14 protein-coding genes are annotated in these 21,528 nt (G+C 65.1%); 9 read left to right on the top strand and 5 right to left on the bottom strand.

Going from position 1 to position 21,528, the window contains the following annotated elements; translation table 11 throughout:
* The first annotated feature begins 10 nt into the window (after positions 1 to 10).
* Positions 11 to 1,504: a flavin-containing monooxygenase gene (locus tag P6U25_RS29730; RefSeq protein WP_407148306.1), complete on the top strand. Its 1,494-nt coding sequence runs from the start codon at positions 11 to 13 to the stop codon at positions 1,502 to 1,504.
* A gap of 88 nt (positions 1,505 to 1,592) precedes the next feature.
* Positions 1,593 to 2,660 carry a maleylacetate reductase gene (locus P6U25_RS29725; RefSeq protein ID WP_407148305.1) on the top strand — a complete coding sequence of 356 codons (1,068 nt, stop codon included), beginning with the start codon at positions 1,593 to 1,595 and terminating at the stop codon, positions 2,658 to 2,660.
* Between the two features lie 8 nt (positions 2,661 to 2,668).
* On the opposite strand, the gene P6U25_RS29720 is transcribed toward P6U25_RS29725, so the two are convergent.
* A complete protein-coding gene (locus P6U25_RS29720) occupies positions 2,669 to 4,123 on the bottom strand; it encodes a GH1 family beta-glucosidase (protein WP_407148304.1) in 1,455 nt (484 codons plus the stop codon).
* A 307-nt stretch (positions 4,124 to 4,430) separates the two neighbouring features.
* On the opposite strand from P6U25_RS29720, the gene P6U25_RS29715 reads away from it, so the two are divergent.
* The 5 genes from P6U25_RS29715 to P6U25_RS29695 all read left to right on the top strand — a co-directional run bounded on the left by P6U25_RS29715 (position 4,431) and on the right by P6U25_RS29695 (position 12,435).
* Positions 4,431 to 7,091 carry a M1 family metallopeptidase gene (locus P6U25_RS29715; protein WP_407148303.1) on the top strand — a complete coding sequence of 887 codons (2,661 nt, stop codon included), beginning with the start codon at positions 4,431 to 4,433 and terminating at the stop codon, positions 7,089 to 7,091.
* Positions 7,092 to 7,169: 78 nt separating this feature from the next.
* Positions 7,170 to 8,822 (top strand): acetolactate synthase large subunit, encoded by a 1,653-nt coding sequence (locus P6U25_RS29710; protein ID WP_407148302.1) that lies wholly within the window; start codon positions 7,170 to 7,172, stop codon positions 8,820 to 8,822.
* 126 nt (positions 8,823 to 8,948) lie between these two features.
* The gene (pgm, locus tag P6U25_RS29705; RefSeq protein WP_407148301.1) at positions 8,949 to 10,589 is read left to right on the top strand and encodes a phosphoglucomutase (alpha-D-glucose-1,6-bisphosphate-dependent); all 1,641 of its coding nucleotides are present in this window, start codon (positions 8,949 to 8,951) and stop codon (positions 10,587 to 10,589) included.
* 21 nt (positions 10,590 to 10,610) lie between these two features.
* Entirely contained in the window at positions 10,611 to 11,567 is a 957-nt protein-coding gene (locus P6U25_RS29700) for an NAD-dependent epimerase/dehydratase family protein (protein WP_407148300.1), read from the top strand.
* Positions 11,560 to 12,435: a dihydrodipicolinate synthase family protein gene (locus P6U25_RS29695; RefSeq protein ID WP_407148299.1), complete on the top strand. Its 876-nt coding sequence runs from the start codon at positions 11,560 to 11,562 to the stop codon at positions 12,433 to 12,435. The genes P6U25_RS29700 and P6U25_RS29695 overlap by 8 nt, the downstream gene beginning before the upstream one ends.
* A gap of 38 nt (positions 12,436 to 12,473) precedes the next feature.
* On the opposite strand, the gene ftsH is transcribed toward P6U25_RS29695, so the two are convergent.
* On the bottom strand, positions 12,474 to 14,315 hold the full coding sequence (gene ftsH / locus P6U25_RS29690) for an ATP-dependent zinc metalloprotease FtsH (RefSeq protein WP_407148298.1): 1,842 nt from the start codon (positions 14,313 to 14,315) through the stop codon (positions 12,474 to 12,476).
* A gap of 243 nt (positions 14,316 to 14,558) precedes the next feature.
* Here ftsH and P6U25_RS29685 point away from each other — a divergent pair, with 243 nt between their 5' ends.
* Both P6U25_RS29685 and P6U25_RS29680 read left to right on the top strand, forming a co-directional pair.
* Complete coding sequence (locus P6U25_RS29685) at positions 14,559 to 15,647, top strand: S1C family serine protease (RefSeq protein ID WP_407148297.1); 1,089 nt, start codon at positions 14,559 to 14,561, stop codon at positions 15,645 to 15,647.
* 138 nt (positions 15,648 to 15,785) lie between these two features.
* Positions 15,786 to 18,113: a xanthine dehydrogenase family protein molybdopterin-binding subunit gene (locus P6U25_RS29680; protein ID WP_407148296.1), complete on the top strand. Its 2,328-nt coding sequence runs from the start codon at positions 15,786 to 15,788 to the stop codon at positions 18,111 to 18,113.
* Between the two features lie 73 nt (positions 18,114 to 18,186).
* Here the strand turns inward: P6U25_RS29680 and P6U25_RS29675 are convergent, their stop codons facing one another.
* From P6U25_RS29675 to P6U25_RS29665, 3 genes are read right to left on the bottom strand one after another with little or no spacing between them, the layout of a single operon-like run.
* Complete coding sequence (locus tag P6U25_RS29675) at positions 18,187 to 19,383, bottom strand: acyl-CoA dehydrogenase family protein (protein ID WP_407148295.1); 1,197 nt, start codon at positions 19,381 to 19,383, stop codon at positions 18,187 to 18,189.
* Between the two features lie 11 nt (positions 19,384 to 19,394).
* On the bottom strand, positions 19,395 to 20,540 hold the full coding sequence (locus P6U25_RS29670) for an acyl-CoA dehydrogenase family protein (protein ID WP_407148294.1): 1,146 nt from the start codon (positions 20,538 to 20,540) through the stop codon (positions 19,395 to 19,397).
* Between the two features lie 5 nt (positions 20,541 to 20,545).
* Complete coding sequence (locus tag P6U25_RS29665) at positions 20,546 to 21,406, bottom strand: enoyl-CoA hydratase (RefSeq protein ID WP_407148293.1); 861 nt, start codon at positions 21,404 to 21,406, stop codon at positions 20,546 to 20,548.
* Positions 21,407 to 21,528: the final 122 nt, after the last annotated feature.

Genomic DNA, 21,528 nt, shown 5'->3' with positions numbered 1-21,528 from the left:
GAGCGGTTTCATGATCAAGCAGAAGCATGTGTGCGTCATCGGTGCCGGCGTGTCGGGGCTTGCCGCAGGCAAGGCGTTCGCCACGCGGGGCCACAAGGTGACCATCATCGAGCGCAGCGGCGATCTCGGCGGGGTCTGGGAGCCGTCGCGTTCCTATCCTGATGTCCAAACCCAGAGCCCGAAGGAGCTCTATCGCTACACCGACAAGGCGATGCCGGAGGCCTATCCGGAATGGCCAAAGGGACCGCAGGTCCATGCCTATCTCCGTGACTATGCTCGCAGCCATGGGATCGACCGCGCAATTCGCTACGACACCAAGGTGGAGGCGATGAACCGCCGGGCCGACAGCAGACCGGGCTGGACGCTCGCGCTGCGCTCAACCGACGGCGCCACTGGCCATGAGGATTTCGACTTCGTCGCGGTCTGCACCGGACAGTTCAACGAGCCGCAGACGCTGCCATTGCCCGGCGAGGACGGCTTCAAGGCCCAGGGCGGGCAGATCCTGCACTCGTCGCAATATGGCGATCCGGCGCTCGCGAGGGGGCGCAAGGTCGTCGTGCTCGGCGGCTCGAAATCGGCCACCGACATCGCGGTGAATGCGGTCAATTCCGGCGCCAGCGAGGTGACGATCGTGTTTCGCGAGCCGGTCTGGCGGATCCCGTATTTCGTCGGCGGGCTCGTGAACTTCAAGCGCATCCTCTACATCCGCGCGCAGGAGCAGATGTTCGCGAGCTGGGGCATCGGCCCGATGGGCCGGCTCAAGCACGCGATCGCAAAGCCGTTCGTCTGGGCGAACTGGCGCGGGCTGGAGAGCATGCTGAAGATGCAACTCAAGCTCAAGCAGTGCAACATGGTGCCGAAGGAGCGGATCGAGGATGGCGTCAACTGCTCGGTGCCGATCGCAACTCCCGGCTTCTATCCGATGGTCGCCGACGGCCGCATCAAGGCGGTGCGCGGCACCTTCGATCATTACGACGGCAACACTGTCGTGACCAGCGGCGGCCGACGCATCGCGGCCGACGTCGCGGTGCTCGCAATCGGCTACAAGCTTGGGGTGCCGTTTCTGCCGGAGGCCTATCAGGCGAAGCTGGTCGAGCCCGACGGCCAGTACCGGCTGTATCGTCTGATCGCCAATCCCGATCTGCCGGACATGGGCTTCGTCGGCTTCAACTCGAGCTTCTGCACGGTGTTGTGTGCCGATCTCGCCGCGAACTGGCTGGTCCGTTACGCCGACGGCCAACTGGTGCGCCAGCCGAGCGCGGCCGAGATGAACGACAACATCGCGATGATGCTGAACTTCAGGCGGATCGAGCGGCCGGCGGCGGGCGTCTATGGCGGGCTGTGCGTCGCGCCCTATCACTTCAAGCATTTCGACGAGCTGCTGGCGGATATCGGCGCCAAGACCTGGCGCCGCAATCCGCTCGTCGAGAGGTTCACGCCGCCCGATGCGGATGCCTATGCGCGCTTCCTCGCGACGGCGCCGGACTACAGGGCGGTGGCGTGAGAAACGTCACGGTTGACTGGATCAGGGATGTGGGTGAAACCCGTTGCCGTCCGGCGATGACACGCCTGACCTCAGCGAGGGAAGCATTATGCCGCAGTCCTTCACCTATCAGGTCAGCCCGATGCGGGTGGTGTTCGGGGTCGGCACCATCGCTAGTCTTGAGGACGAACTCGAGCGTCTCGGCATCAAGCGCGCGCTGGTGCTGGCGAGCCGGCGGCAGCAGTCCGAGCTCGGCGACCTCGCGGCATTGGCCGGCGATCGCATGGCCGGGCTGTTCGACGGCGCGGTTGTGCATACGCCGGTCGCGGTGACGGAGCGGGCGATGCAGGTCGTCCGCGCTCTGAAGCCCGACGGCGTCGTTGCGATCGGTGCGGGCGCCGCGACCGGCTTGAGCAAGGCAATCGCGCTGCGCACCGATCTGCCGCAATTGATCGTGCCGACCAGCTACGCCGGGTCTGAAATGACGCCGGTGGTGGGCGAGACCGTCGACGGCGTCAAGACCACGCAATCGTCGCCGAAGATTCTGCCCGAGGCCGTGATCTATGACGTCAATTTGACCGTGTCGATGCCGGGAAGATTCTCCGCGATCTCCGGCCTCAACGCGATCGCGCACGCCGCCGAGGCGCTGTATGCGCGCGACGGCAATCCAATCACGTCGCTGATGGCGGAGGAGGCGATTGCGAAGCTCGCAGCGTCGCTGCCGGAGGTGATTGCGCGGCCGCGCGATCTCGAGGCGCGCTCGGATGCGCTCTATGGCGCCTGGCTGTGCGCCGTCTGCCTCGGTACCGTCGGCATGGCGTTGCATCACAAGCTCTGCCACACGGTCGGTGCATTGTTCGACCTGCCGCACGCCGAGACCCACGCGGTGCTGCTGCCGCACACCATCGCCTACAACATGCCGGCCGCACCGGAGGCGATCGGCCGCGTTGCGAAGGCGCTTGGTACGACTGACGCGGCCACTGGCCTGTTCGATCTGTCGGCGCGGCTTGGCGCGCCGCGCTCGCTCGCAGAGATCGGCATGCCCGAAGACGGCATCGCGCGAGCCGCCGCGCTCGCGATCAAAAATCCCTATTGGAATCCGCGGCCGATTGAGGAGAGCGGAATTCGTGATCTGCTCGGGCGGGCATGGGCCGGTGCGAGGCCGCGAGCCGGCTAGGGAGGTCGTTACACCCCGATCGCATTGCGCGCGATCACGTCGCGATAAAACGCCGCGCTCAGCTTCGGCACGCGCGCCTGGGTCTCGAAATCGACCCGGTACAGGCCGAAGCGTTTCTCGTAGCCGAAGATCCATTCGAAATTGTCCATCAGGGTCCACAAGAAATAGCCGTGGACCGGGACGCCTTCGGCGGTGGCGCGCTGCAATTGAGCGAGATAGTTGCGCAGGAACATGATGCGATCGACGTCGTAGATTTGTCCGTCCGGATGCAGCTTGTCCTCGCCGGACGTTCCGTTCTCGCTGATATAGATGCTCTTGATGTTCCAGAGCTTGGCCGCAATGCGCGGCGCCCAGTAGATCACCTCGGGCGCGATCCGCAGCCATTCCGAGTTCATGTGCGGGAACGACGCCGGCATCGGCAGCGGTCGCCAGCCCGGCGCCCGGTCGGTGGCGACGATGTAGACCTGTGGGGCGTAGATGTTCAGACCGACGAAATCGTTGGGCTGCGCAATGATCTTCAGCTCGTCCGCGCTGAATTTCGGCGCGTCCGCGCCGGCCCATTGCAGGAAGGCTTCCGTGTACTTGCCTTCGAGAACGACGCCGAGAAAGCCCGCATTGAGTTCACGCGTCGCGATCTCGGTGGCGCGGATGTTCTCCGGCGTGTTGATCGCAGGCACGCAGGTGGTGATGTTCTCGGCCGGGCCGACCCGTGTGCCGGCACGGCCCTTGGCGCGGATCGCTTGCACCGCAAGCCCATGCGCCAGTGCGACGTGGTGGCGGGCCTGGTTCACTTCCGCGTGCGACAGCTTCAAGCCGGGCGCATCGATGCCGAGGCCGTAGCCGAAGGGCAGGAAGCGCCCGACCTCGTTGAGGGTGAAGATGTTCTTGACCCGGTCGGTCAGCCGCTCTGCGACATAGCCGGCGTAATCGCCGAACGCCTTCGATGTCTCGCGCGAGCGCCAGCCGCCGACCCGGTCCTGCAAAGCCTGCGGCAGGTCCCAGTGATAGAGCGTGGCGTAAGGCTCGATGCCGTTTGCCAGCAGTTCGTCGACCAAGCGGTGATAGAAGTCGAGGCCCTTCGGGTTCGGCGCGCCGGTGCCGTCCGGAAACACCCGCGGCCAGGCGATCGAGAAACGATAGGCCCTGGCGCCGAGGTCCTTGATGAGACGAACGTCCTCCTTGTAGCGGTGATAGTGATCATTGGCACGATCGCCGTTGCTGCCGTCCTCGATCTTGCCCGGCGTGTGGGTGAAGGTGTCCCAGATCGAGCGGCCACGGCCGTCCTCGTTGACAGCGCCCTCGACCTGGTAGGACGACGTCGCGGTGCCCCAGACGAAGCCGGCGGGAAAGCTCGCGCCGTCCGGCGGCGGTGCCGCCTTCGCGGCCTGGACGGGGGCCGACACGCCGAGCGCCGAGAGGCCTGCGAGGCCCGCAAACTGCCGGCGCGAGAATTTACCGAACATCATTGGCTCCCGTCGGGTTCGTGTCGGTCTGGTGGTGGTGCCGGACTGATGCCGAGGCAAAGCCTCGATCTCATCGCCGGTTGCAGCAGGACGTGCGAGGGTAAGTTAACCTCTCATCCTGCTGTCGGGCAATAAGCGGGCAGCCGGCCGCGCGCGATTGCAATCGCGCGGCAGACGATGCGCGCGGTTGCAAGCTGAGATCGCGGAGTTGTCAATTTCGTGGTGACATCTTCTCTTCTAAATTCCCCGTTACGTCCCTCCGAGAATGACGCCTGAACAGCTTCCCGAGGTCATGTCGAGCCGCGCAATGAACAGATTTGCATGTCATCGTCGATGGACGCCTCTGCGTTGCCTCGCTGCGGCGACTGTTCTGCTGTCGGCGGCCGCAGGCGCACAGGCCGAGCAGACATTTTCTTTCGACAATACGCCGGGCAAGTTGCCGAAGACGGTCGTCCCCGTGAACTATGCGATCGAGCTGACGCCCAGTTTCGAAACCCTGACGTTGCCTGGCGTCGAGACCATCGATATCGAGGTGCGCGAGCCGACCGCCCAGGTAACGCTGAATACCATCAGCACGACGTTCGGCGATGTCGCCGCTGATGATGACACGCAGCGCGCCGCGGTCGCGACCGACGCGGCTGCACAGACGGCGACGCTGACTTTCGCCCAGCCGCTGGCGGCGGGCCGACACACGTTGCGTATCGCTTTTACCGCACAGATCAACAAGTTCGGCAGCGGCCTGTTCTCGGTCAATTACCCGACCCGGACCGGGATGAAGCGGCTGATCTCGAGCAAGCTCGAACCGGCGGATGCACGGCGGATCTTCCCGTGCTGGGACGAGCCGGCGTTCAAGGCAACCTTTGCGCTGAGCGTCGTGGTTCCGCGCAATCTGCTGGCGGTCGGCAACATGCCGGTGGCCGGCGAAGCGCAAGTCGCGGACAATCTCAAGCGAGTGACTTTCGCGCCGACGCCGAGGATGTCGAGTTATCTCTTTGTGCTCACCGTCGGCGATCTGGAGCGCGTCACGGCGGACGCCGGCGGCGTCACGGTCGGTGTGGTGACGACACAAGGCAAGACCGAGCAGGGACGGTTCGCGCTCGACAGTGCGGTCAAGCTGCTCGCCTATTATAATGACTATTTCGGAGTGAAATATCCGCTGCCCAAGCTCGACTTGATCGCGGTGCCAGGTGGGTTCGGCGGCGCCATGGAGAATTGGGGCGGTATCACCTTCTTCGAAAGCCGACTGCTGTTCGATCCCGCGACCAATGCGGAATCCGCGCGGCGCGGCATCTTCGCCATTATCGCGCATGAAATGGCGCATATGTGGTTCGGCGATCTCGTCACCATGGCCTGGTGGGACAATCTCTGGCTCAATGAAGGGTTCGCGAGCTGGATGGCGACCAAGGCCTCAGAGCATTTCTACCCGCAATGGCAGAACTGGCTGAACGGTTATGGCGCCAAGCAGTTCGCGATGACGCTCGATGCGCGCCGCACCTCCCATCCGATTCAGCAGCCGATCGCCGATCACAGCGAGGCGGTGACGGCTTTCGATGCGATCACCTATAACAAGGGCCAGGCGTTGATCCGGATGCTGGAGAACTATCTCGGCGCGCAGGCCTTTCGTGATGGCATTCGGGAATACGTGGTTGCGCATGCCTATGGCAACAGCACGACCGCCGACCTCTGGCAGGCGCTGGAGAGCGCCGCCGGCAAAAAGATTGCCGGTGTGGCGGCGTCATTCACCGAACAGGACGGCGTGCCGCTGGTGGTGGCTGAGACCGCCTGCGATGGCACGTCGCAGCGCCTGACGCTGCGGCAGGAGCGGTTCGTGACTGCGCCGGCCGACGCGGCGCCCCTGCCGCAGCACAAGTGGCAGATTCCGGTCGCCGTCGGTCCCGTGCACGGCAAGCCTCTTGCGGACGTCCTGCTGCAGGGCCGTGCCGATATTCCGGCGGGCCATTGCGGCGATCCGATCAAGGTCAATCTCGGCGATATCGGCTATTACAGGGTCGAATACGGCCCAAAGAACCGCGCGGCGCTGCTGAATGCGTTCGCGCAGATGCCGGTCGAGGACCGGCTCAACATCGTCACCGATAGCTGGGCGCTGGTGCAGGCCGGCCGTGCCGATCCGTCGTCCTATCTCGCGCTGCTCGATGCGCTCGACATCGGCGATCATCGCGCCGTGTGGGACCAGGTGATCTCGTCGTTTGCGATGCTCGATCGCCTGGCACGCGATCGCGACGAGCGGCCGGTCATCCAGGCCTATGCGCGCGCCAAGCTGCGCCCGGTGTTCGACCGGCTCGGATGGGAAGGCGGTCCGGCCGATGACGACACCGCGCTGTTGCGCGCCAGCCTGATCCGCACGCTCGGCGATTTCGGTGACAAAGCGATCCTCGCCGAGGCGGAGCGGCGGTTCGCGGCCTTCCTGGTGGATTCCGACGCGCTCCCCAATGCGCTGCGCGATCCCGTGAGTCATCTCGTCGGCATCACGGCGGAACGCTCGACTTACGACACGCTGCTCGGCCTGGCGCGCAAGAGCACCCGCACCAACGAGCGGTTGCGCTACTATTTCGCTGCCGCCAGCGCCCGCAACGCCGAGCTGGCGGAGGCGACTCTGGCGCTGACGCTAACCAGCGAGCTGCCCGACACGATCGTGCCAGGCGTGATCGGCGCGGTGGCATCCGCGGGCGAACGGCCGCAGCTCGCCTGGAATTTCGTCAAGAAGAACTTCGATGCGCTGCTGGCCAGGCAGGGGCCGAATTTCCGCGACCAGTTCGTGCCCAACTTGGTGACCAACTTTACCGACGCAACCCACGCCGCCGAGCTCGCCGCCTTCGCACCGTCACAATCGACCGGCGGTGGCCGGCTCATGGTAGCGCGAGCGCTGGAATCGATTGCAATCTCCGCTGATTTGCAGGCGCGGATGTTGCCGGTGATCGGTGCCTGGATCAAGGCGCACAAGCAGTGAGGCCGCGAGGGACTCCCCGGTGCCGTGCGATGCCGCTATGCTCAGCCGGCCGCATGCAATCAAACGCGCGAGGCTAAGATGGTCAAAGGCTCCGATTTGCTGGTCGCCGCTCTCGAGAACGAGGGCGTGGAACGTGTGTTCGGTGTTCCCGGCGAGGAGAATCTCGATGTTGTCGAGAGCCTGCGTACGTCATCGATCAAGCTGATCGTCACGCGCCACGAGCAGGCCGCGGCCTTCATGGCGGCGACCTATGGCCGGCTCACCGGCAAGCCCGGCGTTTGCATGACGACGCTCGGACCGGGGGCGCTCAATCTCACCACCGGCGCTGCCTATGCGCTGCTCGGCGCGATGCCGATGGTGATGCTCACGGGACAGAAGGGCATCATGAGCAGCCGCCAGGCCAAGTTCCAGATCGTCGATATCGTCAACACCTTTCGTCCGCTGACCAAACTGTCGCTGCAGATCGTCAGCACGGCAACCATTCCGACGCTGGTCCGTGACGCCTTCCGGATCGCGATGCAGGAGCGGCCGGGCCCGGTGCTGCTCGAACTGCCGGAGGATATCGCGGGCGAGGAAGCGGAGCCGGCGCCCATGGTGCCGCCGCATCCGATCGAAATTCCCATCGCCCATGCCGCGGCGCTCGATCGCGCCGCCGACATGATCCTGAAGGCGCAGCGTCCGCTGATCATGCTGGGCGCCGCCGCCTCGCGCCCGCGCAGCACGGCCGGGATCGGCGACTTCGTCCGCCGCACCAAGATTCCGTTCTTCACAACCCAAATGGGCAAGGGCACGGTGTCGGGCGGGACCAATCTTTACATGGGCACCGCTGCGCTCAGCGAGCGCGACTATGTGCATGAGGCGATCGACCGCGCCGATCTCATCATCGCGATCGGGCATGACACGATCGAGAAGCCGCCTTTCATCATGGGGCCCAAGGGACCGCAGGTGATCCATGTCAGCTATACGCCGGCGAATGTCGAGCAGGTCTATTTCCCGCAGTGTGAAGTGATCGGCGATGTCGGGCCGAGCCTCGAGCTGCTGGCCGACCGGGTCGAGGGACGGCTGCCGCACGCCAGCGCGCTGCACAGCCTGCGCGCGGGCATTCTGGCGAAGATCACCGATCGCGCCACCGAGGGCCGCTGGCCGCCGACGCCGCAGCGTATCGTGCATGACGTCCGCCAGGTGATCCCGGAGGACGGCATCGTCGCGCTCGACAACGGCATGTACAAAATCTGGTTCGCGCGCAATTACCGCACGTTGCTGGCGAACTCGCTGCTGCTCGACAATGCGCTCGCCACCATGGGCGCCGGCCTGCCGTCGGCGATGATGGCGGCGATGCTCTATCCGAAGACCCGGGTGCTCGCGGTCTGCGGCGATGGTGGCTTCATGATGAACTCACAGGAGCTCGAGACCGCCGTGCGCCTCAAGCTCAATCTCGTGGTCCTGATCCTGGAAGATTCCGCCTACGGCATGATCCGCTGGAAGCAGGCTGTCGATCGTTTTCCCGATTTCGGCCTTACCTTCGGCAATCCGGATTTCGTCAGATACGCCGAGAGCTACGGCGCGAAGGGGTCGCGGATCGAGAGCACCGAGGCGATCATCCCGACACTGGAGCGGGCCTTCGCCGGCGGCGGCGTGCACCTCGTCGTGGTTCCCGTCGACTATTCCGAGAACAAGAGGGTGCTGGTCGACGAGCTTCGTGAAAAGGTGCAGCAGATCGATGTGTCGTAATGTCTCGCTGCGGCCCGCGAGGAACGAAATGCCCGCGGCTTGATTGGGAGTAAGCCATCATGATAGCACCCCGAGGCATCATTCATTTGCGCTGATGGGCTGGCGATAGCTGTTCTGAGAGGTCAAGTGACTGCACCACATCCTGCTGCCGGCAAACCCGTCGATTCTGCCTCGCTCGTCAACGTACCGCGGCTGGTCACGGCCTATTTCGCCGGCAAGCCAGATGCCAATGATCCGACCCAACGGGTGGCCTTCGGCACCTCAGGCCACCGCGGCTCGTCGCTGAAGAATTCATTCAACGAGGACCACATTCTCGCCACCACGCAGGCGATCTGCGACTATCGGCGCGAGAAGGGGATGACCGGACCGCTGTTCATCGGCGTCGACACCCACGCGCTCGCCGAGCCGGCGCTGGTCAGCGCGGTCGAGGTGTTTGCCGCGAACGGCGTCGAGATCATGATCGACGCGCAGGGCGGCTACACGCCGACACCCGTGATCTCGCACGCGATCCTGAGCTACAACAAGGGGCGCAGCACGGCCCTTGCGGACGGCGTCGTCATCACACCGTCGCACAACCCGCCGGAGGATGGCGGCTACAAATATAATCCGCCGCATGGCGGCCCGGCCGACACCGACGTCACCGGTGTGGTCGAGAGGAGCGCCAACCGCTACATCGAGGCCGGGCTCAAGGGTGTCGCGCGGATGCCGTATGATCGCGCGCGCAAGGCGGCGACCACCCATCTCCACGACTACGTTACGCCTTACGTCGCCGATCTCGGCAACACCGTCGATCTCGCGCTGATCAAGTCGGCCGGCGTGAAGATCGGCATCGATCCGCTCGGCGGCGCCGCGGTGCATTACTGGCAGCCGATCATCGCGCGTTACGGGATCAACGCGACGGTCGTCAACAATGCGGTCGACCCGACCTTCCGCTTCATGACCGCGGATTGGGACGGCAAGATCCGGATGGACTGCTCGTCGCCCTACGCGATGGCGAGCCTGATCGGGATGCGCGACAAGTTCGACGTCGCCTTTGCCAACGACACCGATGCCGATCGGCACGGCATCGTGACCCGCTCGAACGGGCTGATGAACCCGAACCATTTCCTGGCCACCGCGATCGCCTATCTGTTCGCGCACCGGCCGCAGTGGAGCAAGGACGCCGCGATCGGCAAGACCATCGTGTCGAGCTCGATCATCGATCGCGTCGCCAAGAAGCTGAATCGCAAGCTGGTCGAGACGCCGGTCGGCTTCAAATGGTTCGTCGAAGGGCTCGGCAGCGGCGCGTTCGGCTTTGCCGGTGAGGAGAGTGCCGGCGCCTCGTTCCTGAAGCGCGACGGCTCGGTCTGGACCACGGACAAGGACGGCATCATTCTCGGTCTGCTGGCGGCGGAAATCATCGCCAGGACCGGCCGCGATCCGGGCGAACTGTTCAACGAGCTCACCGCCGAGCTCGGCATTCCCTACTACGAGCGCATCGATGTCGCAGCGACGCCGAAGCAGAAGAGCGCGCTGAAGGCACTTGGGCCCGAGCAGCTCAACATGACGCAACTCGCCGGGGATGCCGTGCGTGCGGTCCGGACCAAGGCCCCCGGCAACGATCAGCCGTTCGGCGGCATCAAGGTCGAAAGCGAGTCAGGGTGGTTTGCCGCACGCCCGTCCGGCACCGAGGATGTCTACAAGATCTATGCCGAAAGCTTCAGGGGGACCGATCACCTCAAGCAGATCCAGAGCGACGCGCAGGCCGCGATCGCCAAGGCGTTTTGAGACCGGGCCGGGGCTGATGTCATGCGGGTGCTGTTGACGGGCTCTTCCGGCTGGCTCGGGCGCTTTCTCGCGCCGAAGCTCCGGCAGGCCGGCCATAGCGTGGTCGGACTTGACGTGGTCTCGGGCGAGGCAACCGATATCGTCGGCTCGATTGCCGAGCGATCCGTGGTCGACCGGGCGTTCGCCGATCACGGCATCGAGGCGGTGATCCATGGCGGCGCCCTGCACAAGCCGGACATCGAGCGGTTCTTGCCGCAGGCCTTCGTGGATGTCAACGTGACCGGCACGCTCAATCTGTTGCAGGCCGCAGTCGCCGCAGGCCATGATCGCTTCGTCTTCACCTCCACGACATCGCTGATGATCTCTCAGGCGATCCGCGATGGCGAGGGCACCGCCGCGGTATGGCTCGACGAGAACGCAGGTCCGCTCGAGCCACGCAATATCTACGGCATCACGAAGCTCGCTGCCGAGGGGCTGTGCCGGCTGTTCAGCCGCGAGCACGGGCTGAATTGCGCCGTGCTGCGCACCAGCCGCTTCTTCCCCGAAGAGGACGACACGATCCGCGACATCCATGGCGAGAACCTGAAGGCGACCGAGCTGCTGTACCGCCGCCTGACCGTGGAAGATGCCGCGGACGCCCATGTGGTGGCGCTGGACAAGATCAGCGGATTCGAGGTCTTTGTGATCAGCGCGCCGACGCCGTTTTCGCGCGATGATGTCGCGGCGCTGAGGTCGGATGCGGCAAGCGTGATCGCGCGCCATTTCCCGGATGCGCCGAGGCTGTTTGCCAAGCGCGGCTGGCACCTGCCGACGTCGATCGGCCGGATCTACGATGCCGGCAAGGCTGAACGCCTGCTCGGCTTCCGCGCGGTCACCGACTTTGCGGCCGTGCTGGGTGCCCTGCGCGAGGGCGCGCCGCTTCCCTTCGCGCACGATCCCGACTATGTCTCGCCATCAACGAGGCTCGCAAATGGCTGATTTCCACGGCGTCTTTCCCTATCTGGTGTCTCCGGTCGATCCAGCAGGCCATGTCCGTACCGAGGTGCTGGGCCGGTTGTGCGACGACCTGATCAAGGCCGGCGTGCATGGGCTGACGCCGCTCGGCTCGACCGGCGAGTTCGCCTATCTCAACAATGCCCAGCGCATGCAGGTGGTGCAGACCACGATCGAGGCCGCGCAGGGCCGCGTGCCCGTGGTCGCAGGCGTCGCCTCGACCTCGACGGCGGATGCCGTGGCGCAGGCCAAGGCCTATCAGAAGCGCGGCGCCAACGGCATTCTGGCGATCCTGGAAGCGTATTTCCCGCTCAGCGACGCGCAGGTCGAAGCCTATTTCCGTGCCATTGCCGACGCCGTCGATATTCCCGTGGTGATCTACACCAACCCGAATTTCCAGCGCTCCGACCTCACGCTCGACGTCATCGCGCGCCTCGCGGCTCATCCGCGCATCGGCTACATCAAGGACGCCTCGACCAACACCGGGCGGCTGCTGTCGATCATGAACCGCTGTGGCGGCAGCATCAAAGTGTTCTCGGCCTCCGCCCATATTCCGGCAGCAGTGATGTTGATCGGCGGCCATGGCTGGATGGCAGGGCCCGCGTGCATCATCCCGCGGCAGAGCGTCGAACTCTACAATCTTTGCCGGCGCACCCGCTGGGACGAGGCGATGGCGTTGCAGAGAAAGCTGTGGCGCATCAACGAGGCGTTTGCCCGTTTCAATCTTGCCGCCTGCATCAAGGCCGGGCTCACGATCCAGGGCTATGACGTCGGCGGCCCCGTGCCACCGCAGGCGGAGCTGTCCGCCGAGCAGCGCAAGGTGGTCGAGGCGGCGCTGCGCGATTTGGGGTAAGGGCGGAAACGGCGCGTGAGCGCCAGGCCGGCGTTGCTCTATACCGCTCTCAGACTTTCCTGCGGCGCGTTGCGGATCAAGCTCTCGAGATCGCTCCGTTCGAGCGTCTCCTTTTCCAGCAGCTTCTTTGCGGCGTTGTCGAGAATGGGACGACGCGCGGTCAAGATACTCTCGGCGCGCTGGAATGCGCGGTCAACGATCGCGCGCACCTCATCGTCGATCGCAGCAGCCGTGTCCTCCGCATAGTCACGCTCGCGCCCGGGATACGGTCGATCGGCGCCGGCGAAGAGGTTGCCGGGCTCGCGGTCATAGGCGACGCCGCCGAGCTTTTCGGACATGCCGTAGCGCGTTACCATGCTGCGGGCGATGTCGGTCACACGGCTCAGGTCGTCCGCCGCGCCAGTGGAGAGATGATCGAACACGACCAACTCCGCGGCGCGGCCGCCGAGCAGCACCGCCATCTTGTTTTCGAGCTCTTCCTTGGTCATCAGAAAACGGTCCTCGATCGGGCGCTGGATGGTGTAACCGAGCGCGCCGACGCCGCGCGGGATGATCGAGACCTTGTGGACGGGGTCGACGCCAGGCAGCGACAGCGCGACCAGCGCATGGCCCATCTCGTGATAGGCGACGATCTCGCGTTCCTTGGGATTGAGCAGGCGGTTGCGCTTCTCGAGGCCCGCCACCATGCGCTCGACGGCGTGATTGAAGTCGGTCATGGCGACGGCCTCGGCGCCACGGCGGGTCGCCAGCAGCGCCGCCTCGTTGACGAGATTGGCAAGGTCGGCGCCGGTAAATCCCGGCGTCAGCGCCGCCACCGCCTCGGGATCGACGTCGGGAGCGATCCTTGCCTTCTTCATGTGCACGTTGAGAATTGCGATTCGTCCCTTCTTGTCGGGACGATCGACCAGCACCTGGCGATCGAAACGGCCGGCGCGCAGCAGCGCAGGGTCGAGAATTTCCGGCCGGTTGGTCGCGGCCAGGATGACAAGGCCCGTGCGCGAATCGAAGCCGTCAAGCTCGACCAGGAGCTGGTTCAGCGTCTGCTCCTTCTCGTCATGACCTCCGGCAAACGGGCCGATGCCGCGGGCGCGGCCGAGCGCGTCGAGCTCGTCGATGAAGATGATCGCCGGCGCCTTCTCGTGCGCCTGCTGGAACAGGTCGCGCACCCGCGCCGCACCCACGCCGACGAACATCTCGACGAATTCCGATCCCGAGATCGAGAAGAACGGCACGCGGGCTTCGCCGGCAACGGCCTTCGCGAGCAGGGTCTTGCCGGTGCCTGGCGGGCCGACCAGCAGCACGCCCTTCGGCATGCGTCCGCCGAGCCGGCCATAGTCCTTCGGACTCTTCAGGAAATCGACCACCTCGCGCAACTCGTCCTTGGCCTCGTCGACGCCGGCGACGTCGCCGAAGGTGACGCCGGTGTCGGATTCGACATAGATCTTGGCCTTGCTCTTGCCGATCGCCATCAGCCCGCCGCCCAGGCCTCCGCCAGCGGCAGCGCGACGGCCGATGTACCACCAGATGCCGAAGAACAGCAGTACGGGCATCACCCACGACAGCAGGTCGCGCAAGAAGGTGCTCTCGATCTGGCCGGTGAAGCGCACATGGTATTTCTCGAGCTCCTGGGCCACGTCCTGGTCGACCCGCGTGGTCACGAACTGCTTCTGGCCGCCGGGCAGCGGCTGTTTCAGCGTGCCCTGTACCGTGCGGTCGGAAATGCCGACGGAGTCGACCTTCCCATCGCGGAGCAATTGCTGGTACTGGCTGTAGGGAATCACCGCGATCTTGTTCGCGGTCGAGACTATGTACTGAATCAGGAAAAGCGCGATAACCGCAGCGATGGCATAGCCAATATTGAACCGCGTCCGTTCGCTCATGCCAAAAGCTCCGATCAATATGCGGGACGTCTTCGGCGTCGGATTGGGGCTATCCGCAAAAGGCCGCAGAGAGCCGCAATGCACCGAGGGAACAACGAAAGACCGGCGCCCCGGTTTCAATGGGGGCTTGGGCGACAAATCACACCGACGCGTGAAGGTCGGAAAACTGCGGCATTTGTCCCGACTGCGTCGGGCAACTTCCGCCCGTCCGGCGCGTTTATCGACGCGAGAGAGCCAGGGTCCATGTATCGACGCCACATTGTAGTTCTTGCTGTCGTCGCAGCCATTATGCTGGTGTTCGCAGCCGGCAACATTCGTCAGGCTCCGTGGACCGGCGCTCCCGCACGCGCAGTCACGGAGCGCGGCGCCCTATCGGAGGCCGAAAAGGCCAATGTCGACATATTCGAGAAAGTCTCGCCGTCGGTCGTGCAGGTTGTGGCGCAGTCCACCCCCAATCCGCTCAGCGAGGAGCAGGAGGGCGGGGAGGCGTCCGGCACCGGCATCGTCTGGGACACTGAGGGCCACATCGTCACCAACAACCATGTGGTGCAGAATGCAAGTCAGGTCGCGATCCGATTTGCCTCCGGCGAAGCGGTGCGCGCGGAGATCGTCGGCACGGCGCCGAACTACGATCTGGCAGTGCTGCGGATCCGAAGCGCTCGTACGCTGCCGTCGCCGGTCGCAATCGGCAGCTCGGCCGATCTCAAGGTCGGGCAGTTTGCATTTGCAATCGGCAACCCCTTCGGGCTCGACCAATCGATGTCCAGCGGCATCATCAGCGCGCTGAAGCGCAGACTGCCGACCTCCAGCGGACGCGAGATCTCCAACGTGATCCAGACCGATACTGCGATCAATCCGGGCAATTCGGGCGGACCATTGCTTGACTCCGCCGGCCGGCTGATCGGCGTGACAACCGCGATCCTGTCGCCGTCGGGCTCGAACGCCGGCATCGGCTTTGCGATCCCTGTCGATATCGTGAACCGCGTGGTCCCCGAGCTGATCCGTAGCGGCCGCGTGCCGACCCCGGGGATCGGCATCGTGACCGCGAACGAGGCGGTGGCGACGCGTTTGGGCGCCGAGGGACTGATCGTCGTGCGCACGACCCCGGGATCGCCGGCCGAGCGCGCCGGCCTCCGCGGAGTCAATCTCTCCACTGGCGAGCTTGGTGACGTGATCACTGCGATCGACGGCAAGCCGGTTCACCGGCTGTCCGACCTGAGCGATGCAATCGAGCAGGTCGGTGTCGGAAAGAACGTCCGCCTCAGCGTGAAACGCGATGGGGCAACGCGCGATGTCGAGGTCGCCGTCATCGATATCGGTCGCATGCAATAATATTCTCCCTCACTGCGCCAAATCCCATCCGCTCGCGCGGCGCGGGACGGGCATCTGCCTTGATGCGCGCTCAGTTGTCAGCGCGGCAAAATCCGCTAAAACCCCCGCCAAATTCTTGGAAGCTCGAAGGATAAGCTGATGAACATTCTTCCCGGCAATATGCGTTTTGGTGCAGGACAGCCCGTCAAGCGTCTGGAAGACCAGCGGCTGCTCACCGGGAAGGGGCATTTCATCGACGACAAGCCCGAGGACGGCGCGCTCTGGCTGCACGTGCTGCGTTCACCGCATGCCCACGCCAATATCAAGTCAATCGACACCAAGGCGGCGCTGGACATGCCCGGCGTCGAGGCGGTCTATACCGGCGCCGATCTGGTCCGCGACGATATCGGCACGTTGCCGACGCTCGCGATCTTCAAGCGGCCGGACGGCTCGCCGATGACGGTGCCGCCGCGGCGGCTATTGGCCCACGAGGTGGTGCGCTATGCCGGCGAGGGCGTGGCCGCCGTGGTCGCGACCTCGCGCGTGCTGGCACAGACGGCGGCGGAGGCGATCGAGGTCGATTACGAGGTGCTGCCCTCGGTGGTCGATCCGGTCGAGGCGATCAAGCCCGGCGCGCCGGTGGTCTGGCCGGAGGCGCCCGACAACATCGTGGCCGCGATGAGCTATGGCGATGCCGCCAAGGTCGAGGAGGCCTTTGCCAACGCCGCGCACAAGGTGTCGCTCGACCTGGTTAGCCAGCGCCTGGTGCCGTCGGCGATGGAGCCGCGCTCGACCATCGCAGAGATCGAGAAGAAGACTGGCCGGCTGCTGCTGCACGTGCAGTCGCAGACGCCCGGCTCGACCCGCGACCTGCTCGCGGAATCCATCCTGAAGCGGCCGAAGGACAGCGTGCGCGTGCTGGTCGGCGACATCGGCGGCGGCTTCGGCCAGAAGACCAGCCTCTATCCGGAAGACGGCGTCGTCGCCTACGCCGCGACCAAGCTGAACAAGAAAATCCGCTGGCGCGGCGACCGCACCGACGAGTTCGTCGGCGGCACCCATGGCCGCGATCTCACCTCGACCGGCGAGTTCGCGCTCGACGCCAAAGGCCGCGTGCTGGCCTATCGGGTGCGCTCGATCGGCGGCACGGGAGCGTACTCGTCAGGCACCGCCAACATCATCCCGCTGGTGCTCGGGCCGTTCGTGCAGACGGGCGTCTATGATCTGCCGCTGGTGCATTTCGAGGTGAAGTCGGTGATGACCCACACCGCTCCGGTCGGCGCCTATCGCGGCGCCGGGCGGCCCGAGGCGGTCTTCATCGTCGAGCGGCTGTTCGACGCTGCCGCGCGCCAGATCGGCATGGACCCGCGCACCATCCGCAAGGTCAACTACATCAAGCCGGCGCAACTGCCTTACACCAACGCAGTCGGCCAGGTGTACGACTCCGGTGCCTTTGCGCACATGCTGGAGCGCGCTTCCGACCTCGCCGACTGGAACGGGTTTGCCGCGCGCAAGAAGGCGGCAAAGAAGAAGGGCCTGCTCTATGGTCGCGGGCTCACCAGCTACATCGAATGGACCGGTGGCCGCGCCCACACCGAGAAAGTCTCGCTGCACGCCACCGCAGAGGGCCGCGTCATTCTCCACTCCGGCACCATGGCGATGGGGCAGGGCTTGCAGACCACCTACACCCAGATGGTATCCGACTCGCTCGGTATTCCCCTGGACAAGATCGACGTGGTGCAGGGCGATACTGATCTGGCTACCGGGTTCGGCAGCGTTGGTTCACGCTCGCTGTTCGTCGGCGGCACCGCGGTCGCGGTCTCGACCAACGACATGATCAACAAGGCGCGCGAGAAGGCCGCCAACCTCCTGGAGGCGGGCGTCGAGGACATCGAGTACCGCGACGGCTTCCTCACCGTGGTCGGCACCGATCGGCGGATCAGCCTGTTCGAGATCGCCAGGAAGGAGAGCGGCGCAAGGCTCTCGGTCGACAGTGAAGGCGAGGTCGACGGACCGAGCTGGCCGAACGGCACCCATATCTGCGAGGTCGAGATCGATCCCGAGACCGGCATCACGCGGGTGGTCCGCTACACCACGGTCGACGACGTCGGCGTCGCCGTCAATCCGATGCTGGTGGCGGGCCAGATCCATGGTGGCGTCGCGCAGGGCATCGGCCAGGCGCTCTATGAAGGCGTGGCCTACAGCGACGAAGGCCAGCTTCTCACAGCGAGCTACCAGGACTATTGCGTGCCGCGCGCCGACGACATCCCGCCGATCATGGTGACGCTCGACGACTCCGCGCCCTGCAAGACCAATCCCCTGGGCTCGAAGGGCTGCGGCGAGTCGGGCGCGATCGGCGGCCCGCCCTGCATCGCCAACGGCGTGATGGATGCGCTGAACGAGCTTGGCATCACCCAACTCACCACGCCGCTGACGCCGGCGAAGATCTGGCAGGCAATCCGCGACGCTAGGGCGCGCGCGGCATAAGCCGCGCTCTCCCCACTCGTCATTATTCCGGGTTCGATGCTTGCGCATCGCCCCGGAATGACCGTTGAAGCCTTTACAGACCCAACACCATCTTCGCGATGATGTCACGCTGGATCTCCGACGATCCGCCGAAGATCGTGTAGGCGCGGCCGTTGAGATATTCCGGCACCACCGGCAGCAGTTCTTCCGGGATCGCCGGTTCATGGTTCAGCCGATAGAACGGCCGGGCCGGCTCGACCGCGAGCCCGTCATTGCCGATCACGTCGACGCCGAGCCGCGTCACCGCCTGGCGGATCTCGCTGACCCGCAGCTTGATGAGCGACGACACCGCGCCGGGGTTCTGCCCGGTCTGCAGCGCAGACAGCACCCGCAGCTCAGTCATCTCAAGCGCATCGATATCGACCTCGACCTCCGACATTCGCAGCGCGATGTCGGGGTCGTCGATGGCGCGGCCGGTGACGTCGGACGATGCGAGATCGGAGATCGTCTTCAACGCCTCGCGCAGCTTCGCCGACGCGATGCCGGAGCCGCGCTCGAATTCGAGCAGGTATTTGCCGTAGGTCCAGCCCTTGCCTTCCTCACCGACGCGATTGGCGACGGGCACCCGAACGTCGTCGAAGAACACCTGATTGACCTCGTGGTCGCCGCCGATGGTCAGGATCGGGCGTGTGGTGATGCCCGGCGTCTTCATGTCGATCAGGATGAAACTGATGCCGTCCTGCTGCCGCTCGCTTTCATTGGTGCGCACCAGCGCGAACATGCGGTTGGCGTGATGGGCATGCGTGGTCCAGATCTTGGTGCCGTTGATGATGTAGTCGTCGCCGTCGCGCACCGCACGGGTCTTCAACGACGACAGATCGGAGCCTGAGCCCGGCTCGGAATAACCCTGGCACCAATAGTCCTCGCCCGAGAGAATTCGCGGCAGATAGAAATTCTTCTGCTCGGCCGAGCCGAAGCCGATGATGACAGGGCCGACCATCTTCACGCCCATCACGTTGACATTGGGCACGCCGGCGCGGGCGCATTCGGCTTCGAAGATCCAGCGCTGCGCCGGCGTCCAGTCCGGCCCGCCATATTCCACCGGCCAGCCCGGTGCGCCCCAGCCGTTGCGGTGCAGCGCGCGCTGCCAGGCCATGCCGATGTCAGGATCGGAGAACACCGACGGCGTCAGCGCAGTGGCGCGTTTCATCTCCGGCGTCAGGTTGGCGGCGATGAAGTCGCGCACTTCCTGCTCGAAGTCGCGTTCCTCGGCGTTGAAGGTGAGATCCATCTGACGCCCCGTTAGCTCTGCGTCCGGCCGCTCAGGGCGGCGTGACGGCGATAATGATGGGCGCTGCCGCCGAACAGCGTGTCGAAGGCAAGCAGGCGCTTGAAGTAGGAACCGATGTCGAGCTCCTCGGTGACTCCCATGGCGCCGTGGAGTTGCACCGATTGCTCGGCGACGAAGCGGGCGCATTTGCCGATCTTGGCCTTGGCTCCGGAGGCCGCGCGGCTGCGTTCGACGGGCCCGGCATCGGCCATCAGCGCCGCGCGCAGCGCCATCGAGCGGGCCTCGTCAACCTGCATCGCCATGTCGGCGAGGCGATGGCGGATCACCTGGTTGGCCGACAGCGGCCGCCCGAACTGCTTGCGGATCTTGGTGTATTCGAGCGTGGTGTCGAGCAGCGTCTGCATGATGCCGACAGCTTCCGCGCCGAGCGCGGCCATCGCGCGGTCGATCACGGCTTCGATCGCAGGCAGTGCATCGCGGCCGTCGCCGAGCAGAGCGTCGAGTGGAAGCACGATGTCTTGCAGCTCGAGGCTGCAGCCACGGCCGCCGCCGAGCCGCGCGTAATCCTGCAAGGTGAGGCCGGGCGCACCTGCCCGCACCAGGAACAGACCAAGCTTGCCGGATGCGCCATTCGTGTTGGCCATGCGGGCGGAAACGATGATCTGGTTGGCGGCGGCACCATCCAGCACGGCGACCTTGCGGCCGTTCAACCGCCATCCGTCGGCGGTCTTCGCGGCCGTCGTCTCGACATGGGCGAGATCGAACCGCGCCGCGCGCTCCGAATGCGCGAAGGCGAGCGTGAGCGCGCCTTCCGCAACATCAGGCAGGATCGCCTGCTTCTGCGCGTCAGTGCCGCACTCGGCGACCAGCGCGGCACCGATCACGACCGTGGAGAGAAACGGCTCGGACACCAGTCCGCGCCCGAACGCTTCCATCAGGATCCCGATCTCGATCGCGCCGCCGCCAAGCCCACCATCGGCTTCGCTGATCGGCAGCGCGAGCCAGCCGAGCTCGGCGAACTGCTTCCAGATATCAGGCGAGAAGCCGAGCGGGTCGTTGGCGCTCTTCTTGCGAAGCTCTGATGTGAAGGTTTCCGCTACGAAGCGGTCGGCACTCTCGCGCAGCAGGCGCTGCTCGTCGCTCAAGGTCAGGTCCATCGGATCTACTTCACGTTGGCGGTTTTTCTGACGGAGGGGTGAAGCCCGGCAGGGTCCACCACCATTCCGAACTCCTGGAGGTTGTGCGCGTGGCAGAGCTGATGCAGCGCGAAGGCCTGGTCGATTGCGGCGGGTTGTCCCATGATGTCGACGGAGCGGTTGACCGCTTCCTTGGACAGCTTCAGCGCAAATGCGGGCTTGGCCGCGATCCTGCGCGCCAGCTCCATCGTGAAAGACGAGAGATCGCCGCGCGGCACCACGTGATTGACCATGCCGAGGCGACGCGCCTCGTCGGCGCTCCAGACGTCGGCGGTGAACAACATCTCCTTGGCCTTGCGCGCGCCGAGCTCCCAGGGATGCACGAACCACTCGACGCCGCAAACACCCATCGTGACGACCGGATCGCAAAACTCGGCGTCGCGGCTCGCGACGATCAGATCGCAGGCCCAGGCCAGCATCAGCCCGCCGGCGATGCACTTGCCGTGCACTTCCGCAATGGTGGGCTTGGCAAGGTTGCGCCAGCGCCGGGTGACCTGCAGGTAGATTTCCTGCTCACGCGCGAAGCGGCCATGGGCGTTCGGCTCGGCGAAGCCGCCCCAATTTCCGACCGGCGGGAAATCCACGCCGGCCTGGTTCTTTCCCGTCGGCCGCAGGTCGTGGCCGGCCGAGAAATGCGGGCCGTTGCCGGCGAGGATGATGACCTTGACTGCGTCGTCCTGCACCGCCCGGTCGAAGGCGGTGTTGAGGTCGTAGGTCATCTGCAGGTTCTGGGCGTTGCGCGCCTCGGGCCGGTTCATCACCACCCGCACGATCGCAGGCTCCGGCCGTTCGACAATAATTGTCTCGTATTGTTCTGACGTTGTCATGGATCCTCCCAGGATCGATTTTTTCAGCATGATGAACGGCGCGGGGAGGAATAGGCAAGGGCCATCAGCCGCAAAAATGCGGGCGAAAGCCGTCGCGCGGGATTACCAGGCGAAAACGATCT

This window comes from Bradyrhizobium sp. ORS 86 (genome assembly GCF_045571475.1).
Taxonomy (GTDB): domain Bacteria; phylum Pseudomonadota; class Alphaproteobacteria; order Rhizobiales; family Xanthobacteraceae; genus Bradyrhizobium.
This window is presented reverse-complemented; position numbering and strand designations above follow the sequence as displayed.